The organism is Bacillus pumilus, assembly GCF_038738535.1.
Lineage (GTDB): Bacteria > Bacillota > Bacilli > Bacillales > Bacillaceae > Bacillus.
The window spans coordinates 1,104,411-1,121,902 of sequence record NZ_CP046128.1; the positions used below are offsets into that span (position 1 = coordinate 1,104,411).

The 17,492-nt window shown below is 40.9% G+C and carries 16 protein-coding genes, 1 pseudogene and 1 other annotated feature; of the genes and pseudogenes, 15 read left to right on the top strand and 2 right to left on the bottom strand.

Translation table 11 applies throughout. The annotated features are described in order from the left end of the window. The first annotated feature begins 62 nt into the window (after nucleotides 1-62). The 6 genes from GKC25_RS05340 (at nucleotide 63) to GKC25_RS05365 (ending at nucleotide 6,823) form a co-directional block, all read left to right on the top strand. Nucleotides 63-1,043, top strand: a complete 981-nt coding sequence (locus GKC25_RS05340) for an ABC transporter ATP-binding protein (RefSeq protein WP_045210037.1) — start codon at nucleotides 63-65, stop codon at nucleotides 1,041-1,043. Beyond that, complete coding sequence (locus GKC25_RS05345; protein ID WP_034663288.1) at nucleotides 1,040-2,062, top strand: ABC transporter ATP-binding protein; 1,023 nt, start codon at nucleotides 1,040-1,042, stop codon at nucleotides 2,060-2,062. Before GKC25_RS05340 ends, GKC25_RS05345 begins: the two co-directional genes overlap by 4 nt. Before the next feature lie 83 nt (nucleotides 2,063-2,145). Next, nucleotides 2,146-3,780 carry a peptide-binding protein gene (locus GKC25_RS05350; RefSeq protein ID WP_034663286.1) on the top strand — a complete coding sequence of 545 codons (1,635 nt, stop codon included), beginning with the start codon at nucleotides 2,146-2,148 and terminating at the stop codon, nucleotides 3,778-3,780. A gap of 228 nt (nucleotides 3,781-4,008) precedes the next feature. Then, the gene (locus GKC25_RS05355; protein WP_034663283.1) at nucleotides 4,009-4,959 is read left to right on the top strand and encodes an ABC transporter permease; all 951 of its coding nucleotides are present in this window, start codon (nucleotides 4,009-4,011) and stop codon (nucleotides 4,957-4,959) included. Nucleotides 4,960-4,992: 33 nt separating this feature from the next. Further along, nucleotides 4,993-5,892, top strand: coding sequence for an oligopeptide ABC transporter permease (gene opp4C, locus GKC25_RS05360; RefSeq protein WP_187704563.1), 900 nt, complete (start codon nucleotides 4,993-4,995; stop codon nucleotides 5,890-5,892). 178 nt (nucleotides 5,893-6,070) lie between these two features. Continuing rightward, a complete protein-coding gene (locus GKC25_RS05365) occupies nucleotides 6,071-6,823 on the top strand; it encodes a YjbA family protein (protein ID WP_187704445.1) in 753 nt (250 codons plus the stop codon). Between the two features lie 35 nt (nucleotides 6,824-6,858). Here the strand turns inward: GKC25_RS05365 and trpS are convergent, their stop codons facing one another. Further along, entirely contained in the window at nucleotides 6,859-7,854 is a 996-nt protein-coding gene (gene trpS / locus GKC25_RS05370) for a tryptophan--tRNA ligase (protein ID WP_034663275.1), read from the bottom strand. A gap of 53 nt (nucleotides 7,855-7,907) precedes the next feature. Beyond that, nucleotides 7,908-8,126, bottom strand: a binding site (T-box leader). Nucleotides 8,127-8,607: 481 nt separating this feature from the next. On the opposite strand from trpS, the gene GKC25_RS05375 reads away from it, so the two are divergent. The 7 genes from GKC25_RS05375 (at nucleotide 8,608) to spxA (ending at nucleotide 15,843) form a co-directional block, all read left to right on the top strand. Beyond that, a complete protein-coding gene (locus GKC25_RS05375; protein ID WP_034666712.1) occupies nucleotides 8,608-10,245 on the top strand; it encodes a peptide ABC transporter substrate-binding protein in 1,638 nt (545 codons plus the stop codon). 116 nt (nucleotides 10,246-10,361) lie between these two features. Next, entirely contained in the window at nucleotides 10,362-11,306 is a 945-nt protein-coding gene (locus tag GKC25_RS05380) for an ABC transporter permease (RefSeq protein WP_034663268.1), read from the top strand. Nucleotides 11,307-11,309: 3 nt separating this feature from the next. Next, the gene (locus tag GKC25_RS05385) at nucleotides 11,310-12,227 is read left to right on the top strand and encodes an ABC transporter permease (RefSeq protein WP_034663265.1); all 918 of its coding nucleotides are present in this window, start codon (nucleotides 11,310-11,312) and stop codon (nucleotides 12,225-12,227) included. Between the two features lie 12 nt (nucleotides 12,228-12,239). Then, the gene (locus GKC25_RS05390) at nucleotides 12,240-13,319 is read left to right on the top strand and encodes an ABC transporter ATP-binding protein (protein WP_034663262.1); all 1,080 of its coding nucleotides are present in this window, start codon (nucleotides 12,240-12,242) and stop codon (nucleotides 13,317-13,319) included. Nucleotide 13,320: 1 nt separating this feature from the next. Continuing rightward, the gene (locus tag GKC25_RS05395) at nucleotides 13,321-14,241 is read left to right on the top strand and encodes an ABC transporter ATP-binding protein (protein WP_034663259.1); all 921 of its coding nucleotides are present in this window, start codon (nucleotides 13,321-13,323) and stop codon (nucleotides 14,239-14,241) included. Between the two features lie 434 nt (nucleotides 14,242-14,675). Then, nucleotides 14,676-15,254: a GNAT family N-acetyltransferase gene (locus GKC25_RS05400; protein ID WP_034663254.1), complete on the top strand. Its 579-nt coding sequence runs from the start codon at nucleotides 14,676-14,678 to the stop codon at nucleotides 15,252-15,254. 193 nt (nucleotides 15,255-15,447) lie between these two features. Next, nucleotides 15,448-15,843: a transcriptional regulator SpxA gene (gene spxA, locus GKC25_RS05405; RefSeq protein ID WP_003211421.1), complete on the top strand. Its 396-nt coding sequence runs from the start codon at nucleotides 15,448-15,450 to the stop codon at nucleotides 15,841-15,843. Between the two features lie 39 nt (nucleotides 15,844-15,882). On the opposite strand, the gene GKC25_RS05410 is transcribed toward spxA, so the two are convergent. Next, the gene (locus GKC25_RS05410; RefSeq protein ID WP_034663251.1) at nucleotides 15,883-16,548 is read right to left on the bottom strand and encodes a TerC family protein; all 666 of its coding nucleotides are present in this window, start codon (nucleotides 16,546-16,548) and stop codon (nucleotides 15,883-15,885) included. 175 nt (nucleotides 16,549-16,723) lie between these two features. Here GKC25_RS05410 and GKC25_RS18480 point away from each other — a divergent pair. Together GKC25_RS18480 and mecA are read left to right on the top strand one after the other, a co-directional pair. Next, nucleotides 16,724-16,844, top strand: a pseudogene (locus tag GKC25_RS18480) (hypothetical protein); the annotation flags it as partial. Then, nucleotides 16,811-17,476, top strand: coding sequence for an adaptor protein MecA (mecA, locus tag GKC25_RS05415; protein ID WP_012009573.1), 666 nt, complete (start codon nucleotides 16,811-16,813; stop codon nucleotides 17,474-17,476). The pseudogene GKC25_RS18480 and the gene mecA, both read left to right, overlap by 34 nt. Nucleotides 17,477-17,492 lie beyond the last annotated feature (16 nt).

Consider the following 17,492-nt stretch of genomic DNA (forward strand, 5'->3'; position numbering starts at 1 on the left):
TTATTCAAAAAAGACAGAATTTTTTATTCATTTCTATTGTCTATGGAGAAAGGGGCGAATGAATGACCAAGCTGCTTGAAGTGCAAAACTTAAAAACATATTTTTTTCGAAAAAAAGAACCGATACCTGCTGTTGATGGCGTTGATTTCAGCATCAACAGAGGAGAAACTGTCGCATTAGTCGGTGAGTCTGGATCTGGTAAAAGCATTACGTCCTTATCCATTATGGGGTTGATAAACGGCACTGGTGGAAAAATTATGGACGGTTCCATCAAGCTTGATGGAAAGGACCTAGTTACATATGGAGAAAAGGAATTATGCAGCATTCGTGGTAATGACGTATCTATGATCTTTCAGGAACCCATGACCTCACTTAATCCCGTCCTAACCATCGGGGAACAAATAACAGAAATCCTCATCTATCACAAAAAACTTTCAAAAAAAGAAGCGACGAAAAAAGCGATTGATCTGCTGAAGATTGTTGGTTTTTCCAGACCGGAACAAATCATCAAAGATTACCCGCACCGTTTATCAGGCGGCATGCGGCAAAGAGTGATGATTGCCATTGCGCTAAGCTGCGATCCGAAGCTTCTCATTGCAGATGAACCGACAACTGCCCTAGATGTAACGATTCAAGCCCAGGTGCTCACATTGATGAAAGATTTATGCACGACATTTGGTACATCTATTCTTCTCATTACTCATGATCTAGGTGTCGTGTCTGAAGTGGCAGATCGAGTCATTGTCATGTACTGCGGACAGGTTGTTGAAAATGGGACCGTCGAAGAATTATTTGATCAGCCGCTTCATCCTTACACAGAAGGGCTGCTTGAATCGATTCCTGTCATTGACGGAGACATACAGCCGTTAACGGCGATCAAAGGGAATGTCCCTGCGCCAGATCAGCTTCCGGCTGGCTGCCGCTTTGCTCCTAGATGCCCGCAAGTGAAGGAGCGCTGCCTAGGAGAGCTGCCTAAGCTGAGGACATTTGAGAATGGCAGAAGCGTCAGATGCTTCTTATATGAGGAGGCAGACCATACATGACCCTTGCTCAAAATCAACCACAGCCAACAGATCTAACAGAGAAAGAAACCATCCTTGAACTGAAACAGATCCGAAAACATTTTCCGATTAAAGCGGGCGTCTTTCAGAAGAAAGTCGGTGCAGTTAAAGCTGTTGACGGCATAGACTTGAAGATTTATAAAGGTGAAACGTTAGGCATTGTTGGGGAGTCAGGGTGCGGTAAATCTACACTAGGCCGGACAATGATTCGCTTATATCAGCCAACTGACGGTCAAATCTTTTTTAAAGGGCAAGATATCTCCCGCGTATCAGAATCAAAGCTAAGACAATCAACACGAAAAAACATCCAAATGGTTTTTCAAGATCCCTTTGCATCACTCAACCCTAGAAAAACACTTCGAAGCATCATCAAAGAACCCTACAAAACACATCACTTATATTCCTTAAAAGAAAGAAATGAAAAAGTAGAACAGCTTTTATCAAAGGTGGGCCTTCATCCAAGCTTTGCAAATCGCTACCCTCACGAATTTTCTGGCGGGCAGAGGCAGCGAATCGGCATCGCTCGTGCGCTTGCCATGAATCCCGAAATGATCATCGCAGATGAGCCGGTATCAGCACTTGATGTATCCATTCAGGCGCAGGTGATTAATCTGATGGAGGAGCTTCAGGAGGAATTTGACCTGACATATCTATTTATCTCTCACGATTTAAGTGTGGTCAGGCACATTAGTGATAGAGTCGGCGTGATGTATCTGGGCAAAATGATGGAGCTTGCCGATAAGCACAGCCTGTATGATGAACCGCTCCATCCATATACACAGGCACTGCTTTCTTCTGTTCCTGTTACCCGTAAAAAGGGTCAGATCAAAAGAGAACGTATCATGCTTCAAGGCGATCTGCCAAGTCCTGCGAATCCGCCAAAAGGCTGCGTATTTCACACAAGATGCCCGCATGCAAAGGGAATCTGTAAAGAAAAAATACCAGCATTTCAGGAATTAAAAACAAACCACTTCGTTGCCTGCCACCTCTACGACGCTTAATCAGCTTGGAAGATCTCATCTTTGAGAGGAGGGATGAAGCGGCATCTGTCGTCATTTCTAAAAAAAGATAGGGGGAATTGTATATGAAAGGTAGAAATAGAAAACCCATTTTGGTCAGTTTACTGCTGATCTTTACACTCATGCTTGCGGCTTGCTCTAGTGGAAATAAAACATCTGGAGATAGTGAAAAGAAATCAACTGGAAAACCTGTACAAGGCGGAGACCTTGTCATCGGTTCAATTGCAGAGCCTACGTTATTTAACTCGCTGTATTCAACAGACGTGGCAAGCTCTGATATTGAGGAAAGAATCTACAGCTTCTTACTTCAAACTGACGGAAAGCTGAACCCTCAGCTATCGCTGGCAGAGGATATTAAAGAATCTGATGACGGCAAGCAGTTTGATGTGACCATTAAAAAAGGCGTAAAGTTTCATGATGGTGAAGAACTGACGGCTGATGATGTTGTGTTTACATACAGCATTCCGATCAATAAGGACTACAATGGAGAGCGCGGATCAGGCTTTGAAGTATTAGATTCCGTTAAAAAGACAGGGGATTACTCAATCGAATTCAAGCTCAATAAAAAAGATCCCTATTTCTATAATGTCACACTAGGAAGCTATGGCATTTTGCCTAAGCATATTTTAGGTGATGTGCCTGTAAAGGATCTCGGTGAAAATGAATTTAACCGAAAAAATCCAATTGGTTCAGGTCCATTTAAATTTGCCGAGTGGAAAGAAGGAGACTACGTTAAACTAGAAGCCTTTGACGATTATTGGGATGGACGTCCATACCTTGATACCGTCACGATTAAAACCATTCCTGATCAGAATGCAGCGATTGCCCAGCTGTCAGCAGGCGATATTGATTTCTTTGCTGTACCGGGAGCAGAGCTGCAAACAGCTGAAAAAGTCAGCAACATTAAAATTGAATCTGATCTAGGGCTCAATTATTCATACATTGGCTGGAACCAAAAAAATGATCTCTTTAAAAGTAAAAAGATCCGCCAAGCGCTGACACATGCCATTGATCGCCAAACGATTGTCGATCAAGTGTTAGATGGAGACGGCAAAGTAGCCAACATTCCAGAAAGTCCGCTGTCATGGAACTATCCGAAGAATGATCGTGTTCCAGTATTTGAGTTTGATCAAGAAAAAGCGAAAAAGATGCTGAAAGAAGAGGGCTGGGAGGATACAGATGGAGATGGCTATCTTGATAAGAACGGCAAAAAATTCTCCTTTGTCTTAAAGACCAACCAAGGAAACAAAGTCCGTGAAGACATCGCTGTCGTTGTCCAGCAGCAGCTCAAAGAAATTGGTGTTGAAGCGAAGCCGCAAATTGTGGAATTCAGTGCACTCATTGAGCAGACGACACCGCCTAAATGGGATTACGATGCGCTGCTGCTCGGCTGGAGCCTTGCCACATTCCCTGATCAATTCAGCATCTTCCACTCAAGCCAGTCAGAAAAAGGCTTGAATAACATCTGGTATAAAAATGAAGAGGTCGATAAGCTGTTAGTGGATGCTAAGAACTTAAGCGATCGAAAAGAATATTCAAAGGCATATGAAAAAATTTATGAACTGATCGCAGAAGATCAGCCATATACGTTCCTTTATTATGCCAACTCACATCGCGCGATGCCATCTAATCTCCAAGGCTACTCTTACCACCCGAAAGATGAGTATTACAAAATCGAGAAATGGTGGATTGAACAGTAGGCTGCTATTGAAGAAGGGGAGGGTTCTCCCCTTTCAGTGTGAAGACAAACCTTTCTATTCGGTGTCAGTCCGGCGCGCTGGTGCTCACGGTGATTTCATTCACCAAGCACCAGTTAGATTTAAAGGGTTCTCATATCACGCTGCAAAGAAGACAGAGGGCTAAAATAAAGACTATTTTAGCCCTTTTTCATCACAGTATGGCGATCCGATGAAAAAGGAGTTGTGCATATGGTTACATATATCATTAGAAGGACACTGCTTTCCATTCCCATCTTATTTGGGATTACCATTTTGTCCTTCGCCATTATGAAAGCAGCACCAGGCGATCCGATGTCACTCATGATGGACCCGACCATTAGTGCCACAGACCGGGAAGCCTTTATTGATAAGTACGGCTTGAACGATCCTGAATATGTGCAATATATGAAATGGCTTGGCAATATGCTTCAAGGTGACTTTGGCACCTCCATTGTTAAAAAGGGAACGCCCGTGGCTGATTTGATTTTTGCCCGGCTGCCAAATACCCTCATCCTCATGATCTTTTCTACATTAGTCGCACTGATTATCGCCATCCCATTTGGTGTTCTTTCAGCAAAACGTCCATATACAAAGCTTGACTATGGCATTACGGTTACATCTTTTATCGGACTGGCTATTCCGAACTTTTGGTTTGGACTCATTCTGATTATGGTTTTATCTGTGAATCTAGGATGGTTCCCGACAGGCGGTGTTTCTACCTTAAATGCCGATTTTAATGTGTTTGACCGGCTCCATCACATCATTTTACCAGCCTTTGTTTTAGCAACTGCTGATATGGCAGGGCTCACCCGGTACACAAGGTCGAGTATGCTTGATGTCATGAGGCAGGATTATATTCGCACCGCAAGAGCGAAAGGCTTTCGAGAAAACAAAGTCATTTTCAAGCACGGGTTAAGAAACGGTCTTATGCCTGTCATTACGATTTTCGGATTGATGGTTCCATCCTTTATTGGCGGCGCAGTCGTGGTGGAACAAATTTTCACTTGGCCAGGGCTTGGAAAGCTGTTCATCGATTCTGCCTTTTCGAGAGATTATCCGGTCATTATGGCGATGACTGTTATTTCCGCAGTGCTCGTGGTGGTTGGAAATTTAATAGCGGATATTCTATATGCGATCGTTGATCCGCGTATTGAATATTAGAAGGGAGCTGAAGCACAATTGGCACAGCCTAATATGGGAACACGTCCTGTTGATCTCAAATTAAAAGAGGGTCTTCCGCCAAAGCCAGAGACGATGCTGCGTTTATTTTGTGAGAAATTTTTCAAAAATAAACTGGCGGTTGCCGGCTACGTGATCTTATTGGTCATTATCTTTTCAGCCATTTTCGCTCCAGTGATTGCCCCTTATGCACCAGAGCAGCAAGATTTATTGAAGCGGCTCCAGCCGCCAAGTGCTGAGCATTTGATGGGAACTGACAAGTTTGGCCGAGATATTTTCTCAAGGGTGCTTTATGGAGCGAGGGTCTCTCTGCTAGTTGGCTTCGTCTCAGTGGTCGGGGCGATCACCATTGGCACCGTCGTTGGAGCGGTAGCAGGGTATTTCAAAGGATTTGTTGATTCTATCTTAATGAGATTTGTTGATGTGGTATTGTCGATTCCTGACATTTTTCTATTGATCACGCTTGTTACCATTTTCAAACCGGGCATTGATAAATTGATATTAATCTTTGCTTTGACCGGCTGGACCACAACCGCGAGACTGATCCGCAGTGAATTCTTATCACTACGAACAAGAGAATTCGTACTTGCGGCAAGAACCATTGGAACGAAAAACCATGTCATCATCTTTTCGCATATTTTACCGAACTGTATCGGTCCTATTATCGTGTCAGCTACACTTAAAGTAGGTTCCGTCATTTTAGCCGAATCAACGCTGAGCTATCTAGGGTTTGGTATACAGCCGCCAACAGCAAGCTGGGGCAACATGCTGCAAGATGCACAAAACTTCTCGATTATGGTGCAAGCGTGGTGGTATCCGCTCTTCCCAGGTTTACTGATATTGCTGACCGTTTTATGCTTTAATTTCTTAGGAGATGGGCTGAGAGATGCGCTTGATCCTAAAAAGCTAAAGTAATGCCTCATTTTTTATGACAAGATGAAAGGGACTCTGCACACGCACTTTGTTTTCTTTATAAAAATAAAAAAATGCACGCCATCATTCGCTCCGCTTGAAGTTTTGATAAAGTTGGAATAATTTCTCTATCCCTTGCCCATACTGTGGACAACAGTTTTTAAAAAGTGAGGGATTGGTTATGTTATTTCTTCATGACGTATGGGTGAATTGGTTTGAAGGGGAAGAAAATGGCTACAATGTGTGTCATTTTCATGAGTGGCGCAAGGAGGACAGCGTTGAGCTGTTAGATCAAGTGCCTTTACTCAAGGTGCAGAGTCCTTTGTTTGATTACATAGAGAATGATCTTTCAGAGCTGCCGAAGACGCTGCTAGAATCTGTATTTGAGAAATCATATATTCGAAAAAATCATGAACGGCGTAAATTAGAGTATTGCTTTGTGGTCACGGACGGCATTCGAATCATTGCTGTGGATACGATTGGGTATTCCATTCCTGTGAGGAAAAGCCGCTTAATCCCAAGGCAGGAGCAATTGGTGTATGAGATGGTGAAAGATGTAAAGGCTGAGGAATATGAATTTTCTCTGGACAGTCTTGAGTCGGCGAAGGAGTATCATATTTTGTCTTTGCCGCCGCAGCACATCAGTGGATTAACGAGAAAAGAAAGACAGCTGAAGCAGCTAATGTTTATGGCGCTCGATCAATTAAAAGGTCTTCAAAACAGGGCGGAGATTGCGTATTGGTATACGGAATGGAACCCGCACATGTACAACCAAATCAAACGAATGTCATTCGAAGAGATTTGGAACATGCTTTACAATGAAACCATTGATGGATGGTCAGAGAATCATTTAGCTTTCTGTGAAAAAATGATTAAAGGACAGCCGTTTTTTGAAAAGCTTTGGGAAATGGAAAACGAATCAAAGGTGAATTAGAAAAAGCTTGCAGCGTGATGTGCTGCAAGCTTTTTTTATTTGCGTTTTCTGCCAAGACCCATCGCATTCTCCATTTTTTTCAGCATTTTGTTTGCTGCGCGGTTTGCTTTTTCAGCACCTTCGTCAAGAATGCGGTCAAGCTCGTCTGACTCAATGAGTTCATAGTACCGATCTTGTATTGGTTTTAAAGCATCAACGACTACGTTCGCAAGATCTCCTTTAAACTCACCATACCCTTTGCCTTCGTACTTTTGTTCCAGCTCTGAAATCGATACGTTACCTAATACAGAATAAATCGTCAGCAAGTTGGCAATACCAGGCTTGTTCTCTTTGTCGTATTTGACGATGCCTTCTGAATCCGTCACAGCACTTTTGATTTTCTTTTCTAGCTGCTTTGGTTCATCTAATAAGGTAATGAAGGATTTTTGGTTCGGATCGGATTTGCTCATCTTTTTCGTTGGATCTGTTAAAGACATAATCCGAGCGCCTTCTTTTGGAATTTTCACTTCAGGTACAGTGAAGATGTCATTGTATTTTCGATTAAAACGTTCAGCAAGCGTTCTAGTCAATTCAAGATGCTGCTTTTGATCTTCTCCAACAGGGACTAAATCAGTACCGTATAATAAAATATCGCCAGCCATTAATGGGGGATACGTTAATAGGCCTGAAACAACCGCTTCCTTACCAGCGGATTTGTCCTTAAATTGGGTCATTCTTTCTAATTCCCCAATATAAGCAACACATTGCAGCATCCATCCTGCCTGGGCGTGAGCAGGTACCTCTGATTGGATAAACAATGTTGCCTTCTCTGGATCAAGTCCAACTGCTAAATAAAGAGCTGCTAAGCTTCTAATATTTTGGCGAAGAGCTAGCCGGTCCTGACTCACCGTAATCGCATGTTGATCGACTACACAAAAATAGCCATGATAATCATGCTGCAAATCGACAAATTGCTTCATTGCTCCAATATAGTTCCCTAAAGTCACAGAACCGCTCGGCTGAATGCCTGAAAAAATTGTCTTCTTTGTCATACTAAAACCTCTTTTCTTCAATATAAAAAGGCCCACCCGTCACTTTTCAACAGAAAAGGGACGAATGAACCGTGGTACCACCCTTGTTATTTCACATAGAAATCACTCAAGACGTTGATATCGGAGACTGCTCCGTCTAAGCCTACTAACTTTCAAAAGTGTTCGGTTAGCTGCTCCAAAGCCCATTCCATACATGCCATTATCTGCTCGCACCAGCCGCAGACTCTCTGTAAATGGTGAATATATGTACTCTTCTTTTTCATCGCAACAGTATGTCTATCTATTATAAAGGATGACCATAAAAAAGTCACGAAGCCCTCATGTGACCTTCTCATCATGCCGTTTGACACTTAAAATTTTAGATAAAAAACCAACTATCTGTCAGAATTTTTTAAAAAAGGATGATTAATTATATGTATAAAACATTATTCCTGCTGAATTTGTTAAATTATTTTAATCAATTTACGCTTTAATTTGTTGAAGTGATTGAGACTTTAGTTTATAAAAATCCCTCTTTATCCCCATTTACGTTTTTTAAAAATATATGAAATTGATATTGCAATAAATTATTCTATTCATTATAATTAATTTGTTCACACGTTTGTGCTAGGCTCTATACATAGTGAAAATTCAGAAAAAACAAAAGAAATAGAAAGTAAGCTATTTAGGGACTTTTTTACGCTATTTCTTAAATCTGAATCTCATCTTCTATCGAGACCTTTGAACTAAAACATATTATAAGGGGGAATACAGTTGAAAAAGCGTTGGTCTGTTGTTACTTTAATGCTTATTTTCACACTTGTATTAAGCGCTTGTGGTTTCAGCGGAAACAAATCAGGCGACAGCACGAGCAGTTCTGGAGAGGCTAAAACAACATTAAATGTGAATATCTCCACTGAGCCTTTTTCTCTACATCCGGGATTGGCAAATGATTCAACTTCAGGAAGTGTCATCCGTCAGACTTTTGAGGGATTAACAAGAATTAACGCTGAAGGTAAGCCAGAAAATGCAATGGCTTCTGATATCAAAACAAGTGCTGATGGTAAAACATACACATTCACACTTCGTGATGCAAAATGGTCTAATGGTGACCCTGTCACAGCTAAAGATTTCGAATATGCTTGGAAATGGGCATTAGATCCTAAAAATGAATCTCAATATGCTTACCAGCTTTACTATATTAAAGGTGCTGAAGCAGCGAACAAAGGGAAAGCGAAAGTTGCTGATGTTGGCATTAAAGCTAAAGACGACAAAACGCTTGTAGTTGAGCTAGAGAACCCAACACCGTTCTTTACTGAACTAACTGCATTCTATACGTATATGCCAGTCAACAAAAAAGTGGCTGAAAAGAATAAAAACTGGTTCACAAATGCTGGTGAAAACTACGTATCTAACGGTCCATTCGTTCTTTCTAAATGGAAACATGGCGGTTCTATCACGCTTGAAAAGAACAATGAATACTGGGATAAAGATACTGTGAAATTGAAAAAGATCAACATGTCTATGATCAAAGATACAAACACTGAGCTTAGCATGTTCAAAAAAGGCGAGCTTGACTGGGCTGGTTCACCAACTGGAAGCCTTCCAACTGAGTCTTTAAAAACATTGAAAAAAGAAGGCGGTCTTAAAATCCAAACGATCGCAGGTATCTATAACTACAAATTCAACACAGAAGTAAAACCTTTAAACAATGCAAACATCCGTAAGGCCCTTGCATACTCAATCAACCGTCAAGCGATCGTTGACAAAATTACGCAAGGTGAGCAAGTGCCAGCTATGGCAATCGTTCCTCCAACAATGGAAGGATTCACTGATAACAAAACGGGCTACTTCAAAGATCACGATGTAGCAACTGCGAAAGAATTTCTTGAAAAAGGTGTGAAAGAATTAGGTTATAAGTCAGTTTCTGATCTTCCAGCATTGAAACTTTCTTACAACACAGATGAAGGCCACCAAAAGATTGCTCAAGCAATTCAAGAAATGTGGAAAAAGGATTTAGGCGTGAAAGTTGAACTTGATAACTCTGAGTGGAACGTATACATCGACAAAATCCACAGCGGAGATTACCAAATCGGACGTATGGGCTGGTTAGGTGACTTCAACGATCCAGTGAACTTCCTTGAGCTTTACAAAGATAAAGACGGTGGAAACAACGACACTGGATGGGAAAGCAAAGAGTACAAACAATTGTTGAATGATTCTGCTAAAGAAACAGATAAAACGAAACGTGAAGAAATGCTGAAAAAAGCAGAAGAAATCATCATCAACGATATGCCTATAGCACCAATTTACTTCTACACTCAGCTTTGGGTACAAGATCCAAAACTAAAAGGTGTGGTTGTATCTGGACTAGGTGATGTTCAATACAAATGGGCACATTTCGAAAAGTAAGAATTATAGTGTAAGAGATCTACGGCAAGGATCTTAAGGTATATGGAGGATGTCTCTCCATATACCTTTCTTGCTGATTAGAGAAAATGTTGTAAAATCATGGAGGTGCAATTCCGTTGCTTAAATATATCGGTAAGCGATTAATATATATTTTAATCACACTGTTTGTTATTGTAACTGCAACTTTCTTTCTCATGCAGGCAGCACCGGGTGGTCCATTCTCTGGTGAGAAGAAACTTCCTGCTGAAATTGAAGCAAACCTAAACGAGCACTACGGGTTGGACAAGCCCTTATTTGTTCAATATGTAAACTACTTAGGTTCAGTTGCAAAATTAGATTTTGGTCCCTCATTTAAATATAAAGGACAAACTGTAAATGACTTAATCAGTTCTGGATTCCCCGTTTCCTTTACCCTCGGAATTGAGGCAATTCTCCTCGCATTAGCATTTGGTGTATTGTTTGGGGTCCTTGCAGCGCTCTATCATAACAAGTGGCAGGACTATACGATTGCCATTTTAACGATCTTTGGAATTTCAGTTCCAAGTTTCATTTTAGCTGCGCTGCTACAATATGTATTTGCATCTGAGGCAAGCGTTATAGCGATTTTCCCAGTTGCAGGATGGGAGTCTTGGGCCAGCACCGTACTACCTTCTATTGCACTTTCCTTCATGCCTATGGCATTTATCGCTAGACTTGCACGGTCAAGTATGCTTGAAGTTCTAAACAGTGATTACATTAGAACGGCTAGAGCGAAAGGATTAACGAAATCAGCTGTGACGATTAAACACGCAATTCGAAACGCATTGTTACCTGTCATTACATATATGGGACCAATGGCTGCTTCAGTGTTAACAGGTAGTTTTGTCGTGGAGAAGATTTTCGGTATTCCTGGATTAGGCTCTCACTTTGTCACAAGTATTACAAACCGTGATTACACCGTCATCATGGGTGTCACAGTCTTCTACAGTATTATTCTATTAATCAGTATTCTAGTCGTTGACGTCCTCTACGGTATTATCGATCCTAGAATTAAACTGACGAAGGCGAAGAAAGGGGTCTAACACATGGAAGAGATGAGAAAAGATTTATTTGTTCCTGCGACAGCTGACGCAGCAGAATCTGAAAAAATTTCTAAACCTAGTCTATCTTTATGGAAGGATGCTATGCTTCGCTTCCGTGCAAATAAACTTGCAATGGTTGGTCTTTCAATCATTTTTATTATTGTGATGCTGGCCATCTTTGTTCCGATTTTTTCTAAATATGATTACTCGACGACCGATTTACTGAATGCAGACCAGCCACCTTCAAAAGAGCACTGGTTCGGTACAGATGATTTAGGACGTGACATGTTTGTCCGTACATGGGTCGGGGCAAGAATTTCGATCTTCATCGGTCTTGCTGCAGCGGTCCTTGACGTGATCATCGGTATTATCTGGGGAAGTATTGCTGCGTTCAAAGGCGGCCGTACAGATGAAGTCATGATGCGTATCGCAGACGTTTTATGGGCAATTCCAACACTATTAATGGTTATCTTAATGATGGTTGTTCTGCCAAAAGGATTATTAACAATTATCCTCGCCATGACAGTCGTAGGCTGGATAAACATGGCACGTATCGTTCGGGGACAGGTTCTACAATTAAAGAGTCAAGAGTACGTTCTTGCTGCACAAACATTAGGTGCGAAAACATCTAGACTTTTATTTAAACACTTAATTCCAAACTCAATGGGACCAATTCTTGTCACAATGACACTCACCATTCCTTCAGCTATTTTCACGGAGGCATTCTTAAGCTATCTAGGACTTGGTGTACCGGCTCCATTAGCGAGCTGGGGAACAATGGCGTCTGACGGAATTCCGGCCATGACGTACTATCCTTGGAGATTATGGTTCCCAGCCGCATTTATCTGTATAACAATGTTTGGTTTTAACGTGGTTGGAGACGGACTAAGAGACGCTTTAGATCCGAAGTTGCGTAAATAAGGAGTGATTAGGATGGAACGTGAACGTATTCTAGAGGTGAAAGACCTTGCAATCTCATTTAAAACATATGGTGGAGAGGTTCAAGCCATTCGTGGTGTGAACTTCCACTTAAATAAAGGCGAGACACTTGCTATTGTAGGTGAATCTGGCTCTGGTAAAAGTGTGACATCACAGGCCATCATGAGATTAATACCGATGCCGCCGGGTTATTTCAAGCGCGGACAGATCCTGTTTGATGGGCAAGATATCGTCAAGAAAACAGAAAAACAAATGCAAACCATTCGAGGAAAAGACATCTCAATGATCTTCCAGGATCCGATGACTTCTTTGAATCCAACGATGAAAGTCGGGAAGCAAATTACAGAAGTACTGTTCAAGCACGAACAAATTTCAAAAGAAGCGGCTGAAAAAAGAGCCATTGAATTACTGGAGCTTGTTGGAATTGCAATGCCTGAAAAAAGAATCAAGCAATACCCGCACGAATTTAGTGGCGGGATGAGACAAAGGGTTGTCATCGCGATGGCGCTCGCAGCAGATCCAAAGCTATTGATTGCCGATGAGCCGACGACAGCACTAGATGTAACGATTCAGGCGCAAATTTTAGAATTAATGAAAGAAATTCAGCAAAAGGTGGAAACATCTATTATCTTTATTACGCATGATCTAGGTGTTGTCGCCAACGTCGCTGATCGTGTAGCCGTTATGTATGCAGGACAGATTGTGGAGACAGGGACTGTTGATGAAATTTTCTACAATCCAAAACATCCATATACGTGGGGGCTTTTAGCATCAATGCCGAGCCTTGACACAGATGGCGGAGATGAAGGAAAGCTGACTGCAATCCCAGGAACACCGCCAGATCTGACAAACCCGCCGAAAGGAGATGCATTTGCACTCCGAAGCGATTATGCAATGAAAATTGACTTTGAACAAGAACCGCCAATGTTCAAAGTATCAGATACGCATTATGTGAAATCATGGCTACTTCATCCAAATGCACCTAAAGTTGAACCGCCTGCTTCTGTAAAGGCGAGAATGCGTGAACTAGAAGGTAGCTACGAAAAACCTGTATTAGTAAAAGAGGGTGAATAGCATGGCAGAAAAACTGTTAGAAATCAAAAATTTGAAGCAGCATTTCCATACAGCAAGAGGGACTGTGAAAGCAGTTGACGGAGTTTCATTTGATATTTATAAAGGTGAAACACTTGGCCTTGTAGGGGAGTCTGGTTGTGGTAAATCCACTACGGGCCGCTCCATCATTAGACTTTATGATGCGACAGATGGTGAGGTTCTTTATAAAGGGGAAAGTGTACACGGGAAGAAATCAAGACAAAAAATGCTTGAGTTCAACCGTCAAATGCAGATGATCTTCCAAGATCCATATGCCTCACTCAACCCTAGAATGACAGTGCTTGATATCATTGCAGAAGGCATCGACATTCATGGCCTTGCGAAAACAAAGCAAGCACGTAAAGAGCGTGTATACCAATTGCTTGAAACCGTTGGATTGAACAAAGAGCATGCAAACAGATACCCGCATGAATTCTCAGGTGGTCAAAGGCAGCGTATCGGAATTGCCCGTGCATTAGCAGTTGAACCAGATTTCATCATTGCCGATGAACCAATCTCTGCATTAGATGTGTCGATCCAAGCACAGGTTGTCAACTTAATGAAAGAACTTCAAGAAGAAAAAGGCTTAACGTACTTATTCATTGCCCATGACCTGTCTATGGTAAAATACATCAGCGATCGTATTGGTGTGATGTATTTCGGAAAATTGGTAGAGCTGGCACCAGCGAATGAATTATACGAAAATCCGCTTCATCCATATACAAAATCATTACTATCTGCGATTCCGCTCCCAGATCCAGATTATGAGCGTAACCGCAAACGAATCAAGTATGATCCATCTGTTCACAAAGGAACGAACACCGAGTTCCGTGAAGTGAAGCCAGGTCACTTTGTGAGCTGCACAGAGGAAGAATTCAAAGAGCTTCAAGCTAAACAATCATAAGAAGAAAGAAGCGCTGCTATGTCAGTGCTTCTTTTTTTATTTTACAAAAAATAAGATGATGGTAATTTCTAGATAACAACAAGCGGTTTCTAGGAGGAAATCAGATGTCGATATGGAAGACGTTTCGCTGCTCATTGGCATCGTGTCTTTTTCCGTGGAATATATGCTAAACCGAAAGACAAGCAATCAGAAGCAAGAATCACGGCGCATGAAGTATCTTTATTTCATTATGTTTCAAACTGGGATGACACTCATCCTCTTTGTTTGTTTTCAATTACTCATGGACCGTACGATATAAAACTTTTTTCTGTTGTTTGAAAAAAAGTGAAACTAGTGAAGTCTTTACTGCGTCTTACTAGTACAGGCGTTTAAATAGCAGAAAATCGGGAATATCTAAGGAAGTGGTTCTTAACGATATCATAAGGAGCGGATCCATGAATTGGTATGAAAAGCTCAGTGAATACTTCCCGATAGAAGAAATGAAGTCAAAAGAGCATATGGAAGCTTTATTAAAGGAAAGAAGTGATATTTATCATAAGGAGGAAGGACCTCATCATGTGATGATGTACGCCGAATTTGATTCTTTCATCTTTATTGATTATTTATTTGTTTCCAGAGATGCAAGAGGTGAAGGCCTCGGATCAAAGCTCATTCATAAGCTGAAGGAAAAAAAGAAACCGATCTTGCTTGAGGTCGAGCCTGTAGATGAAGATGATGCAGATACTGCAAAACGCCTAAAGTTTTACCAAAGAGAGCACTTCAAGCACGCAGAATCAATCGGTTATAAACGCAGGTCACTTGCAACAAATGAAGTGAACCGCATGGAAATCCTTTATTGGTCGCCTCTTACAGATAATGAGGAAGAAATGATGGAGGCTATGAGGAAGACCTATGAACGAATCCATACGTATAAAGATGAAGAATGGTATGGGCAGTCGTATGAGGATGTTGATGATGTATTGAAGGTCATTGAAAATAGAAAACAAAAAAATATTTTCGATCATCTCGACTAAATGAGAATGTTCAGACATCAAACGGCACCATAAAATGAATGAAATTGTCTAGTTTTTGTCACAAAAATTGCAAGAAAATCTGTTCACACTTACTTTTTTATAGTATAATCACTATAAAGATTACTTATTTAGAACAATTTTAATTTAAGAATACAGATCAATATTCATTCTACAAATTGAGGAGTGAAGATTTATGGTAACATTATACACATCACCAAGCTGTACATCATGTAGAAAAGCAAGAGCGTGGTTAGAAGAGCACAATATCCCGTATCAAGAGAGAAACATCTTTTCTGAGCCTCTTTCAATCGATGAAATCAAAGAAATTCTTCGAATGACTGAAGACGGTACAGATGAAATTATCTCAACACGTTCAAAAGTATTTCAAAAGCTAAATGTGAATGTTGAGACAATGCCGCTTCAACAATTGTATAAACTGATCAATGAGCATCCAGGTCTTTTAAGACGTCCAATCATCTTGGATGAAAAAAGACTACAAGTTGGCTACAATGAAGATGAAATTAGACGTTTCCTTCCAAGAACGGTTCGTACATTCCAACTAAGAGAAGCTCAGCGACTTGCTAACTAATAGAAAATTGAAAAGCTGCCGATCATTTGGCAGCTTTTTTTATTTGTTTTCAGCTGTTTGTTCGTAAAATAGGCTGGCTAAAATGACCATTACGACCGTTAAAAACGGAAGCATAAATTCGAGAGTCGCATGCTGAGCCATAAATTCATTCAATTTCACATCACGAACAATCATTTCACCGCCAGTAAAAGCCAAAAGAGCACTTCCTCCGTATAAAAGAAACGGGAATTTGGTTAAAGCGGCATGAATCAGTTTACTTCCCCAAATAATAATCGGTACTGAAATCATAAGGCCGAAAGCGGTCAGCAGCATGTTGCCTTTTGCCGCACCTGCAACTGCAATCACATTATCAAGTGACATAAAGAGATCTGCAATCACAATGGTCTGAACCGCACGCCAAAGGGAGCCGCTGCTTTTAATGCGAATCGATTCTTTCTTTTGTTCAATTAACAAATTGTATCCTATATAAAGGAGAAAAAGCCCGCCGATAAATTGCAAATAAGGGATGGTCAATAAATAAACTGCGGCACCCGTCATCATAATTCTCATCAGCACTGCCAAAAGTGTGCCGATCCATATGGCTTTATTGCGTTTGTCATTTGACAAGCTGCGGCTAGCCATCGCAATGATCAACGCGTTATCCCCGCCTAAAATCAGATCTATGCCAATAATCATTAGTAAGGATACGATCCACTCTGTTTCCATCCATTTCACCTCATGTCTAATAGAGCTCGTACAACCAATATATGAAGACAATTCAAATATATGTTTCTACAAGTTTTCTCTGCAAAAAATGCGTTTTTATTTCTTTTATTCATGTTTTATCATAAAATAGACAGTACGAAGTAATACCTCAATTCTTTAAACGGTTAACATGTAGACGGAACGGGTAAAGTGTAGTAAAGTACTATTAATTGGGAGCTTGTATGTCCCTTCAACATCTTATATAGAAGGGAAGGTTGGCAAAATGGAAATTGAAAGAATTAATGAACATACAGTGAAATTTTATATTTCCTACGGTGATATTGAAGATCGCGGATTTGACCGTGAAGAGATTTGGTATAATCGTGAACGCAGTGAAGAGCTGTTTTGGGAAGTAATGGACGAAGTGCACGAAGAAGAAGAATTTGCAGTAGAGGGACCGCTTTGGATTCAAGTGCAGGCACTTGACAAAGGTCTTGAAATTGTCGTGACGAAAGCCCAACTTTCTAAAGATGGACAAAAGCTCGAATTGCCGATTCCAGAAGATAAAAAAGATCAAACAGATGAAGAAAGTCTAGACGCACTGCTTGATGATTTTCAAAAAGAAGAGCAGGATCAAGAAGACCATAATGAGAAAGACAAAAAACTTCAACTTCAATTTGTGTTGAAAATGGATGACTTTGAAGATTTGATTGCACTTTCTCAATTAAATATGCAGGATTTTACCACAAGTTTATATTCGTTTGAAAACCGTTATTATCTATATGTTGACTTCCACGAGGATTTGTCAGATGAGCAAGTGGAGAATAAGCTCAGCATTTTGCTTGAATATGCTCATGAATCAGTGGTCAGCATTTACAGACTGAAAGAATACGGTCAGCTGATTATCGAAGGAAACGCCCTTGAAACGATTCAACAGCACTTCTCGTAACCAACAAAAGTCGATT

What these genes read in the sequence shown, in the direction of transcription:
- GKC25_RS05340 (WP_045210037.1), top strand. Translation starts at nt 63, where the DNA reads ATGACCAAGCTGCTTGAAGTGCAAAACTTAAAAACATATTTTTTTCGA.
- GKC25_RS05395 (WP_034663259.1), top strand. Translation starts at nt 13,321, where the DNA reads ATGGCAGAAAAACTGTTAGAAATCAAAAATTTGAAGCAGCATTTCCAT.
- GKC25_RS05350 (WP_034663286.1), top strand. Translation starts at nt 2,146, where the DNA reads ATGAAAGGTAGAAATAGAAAACCCATTTTGGTCAGTTTACTGCTGATC.
- GKC25_RS05345 (WP_034663288.1), top strand. Translation starts at nt 1,040, where the DNA reads ATGACCCTTGCTCAAAATCAACCACAGCCAACAGATCTAACAGAGAAA.
- GKC25_RS05385 (WP_034663265.1), top strand. Translation starts at nt 11,310, where the DNA reads ATGGAAGAGATGAGAAAAGATTTATTTGTTCCTGCGACAGCTGACGCA.
- opp4C (WP_187704563.1), top strand. Translation starts at nt 4,993, where the DNA reads ATGGGAACACGTCCTGTTGATCTCAAATTAAAAGAGGGTCTTCCGCCA.
- spxA (WP_003211421.1), top strand. Translation starts at nt 15,448, where the DNA reads ATGGTAACATTATACACATCACCAAGCTGTACATCATGTAGAAAAGCA.
- GKC25_RS05390 (WP_034663262.1), top strand. Translation starts at nt 12,240, where the DNA reads ATGGAACGTGAACGTATTCTAGAGGTGAAAGACCTTGCAATCTCATTT.
- GKC25_RS05400 (WP_034663254.1), top strand. Translation starts at nt 14,676, where the DNA reads ATGAATTGGTATGAAAAGCTCAGTGAATACTTCCCGATAGAAGAAATG.
- GKC25_RS05410 (WP_034663251.1), bottom strand. Translation starts at nt 16,548, where the DNA reads ATGGAAACAGAGTGGATCGTATCCTTACTAATGATTATTGGCATAGAT.
- mecA (WP_012009573.1), top strand. Translation starts at nt 16,811, where the DNA reads ATGGAAATTGAAAGAATTAATGAACATACAGTGAAATTTTATATTTCC.
- trpS (WP_034663275.1), bottom strand. Translation starts at nt 7,854, where the DNA reads ATGACAAAGAAGACAATTTTTTCAGGCATTCAGCCGAGCGGTTCTGTG.
- GKC25_RS05355 (WP_034663283.1), top strand. Translation starts at nt 4,009, where the DNA reads ATGGTTACATATATCATTAGAAGGACACTGCTTTCCATTCCCATCTTA.
- GKC25_RS05365 (WP_187704445.1), top strand. Translation starts at nt 6,071, where the DNA reads ATGTTATTTCTTCATGACGTATGGGTGAATTGGTTTGAAGGGGAAGAA.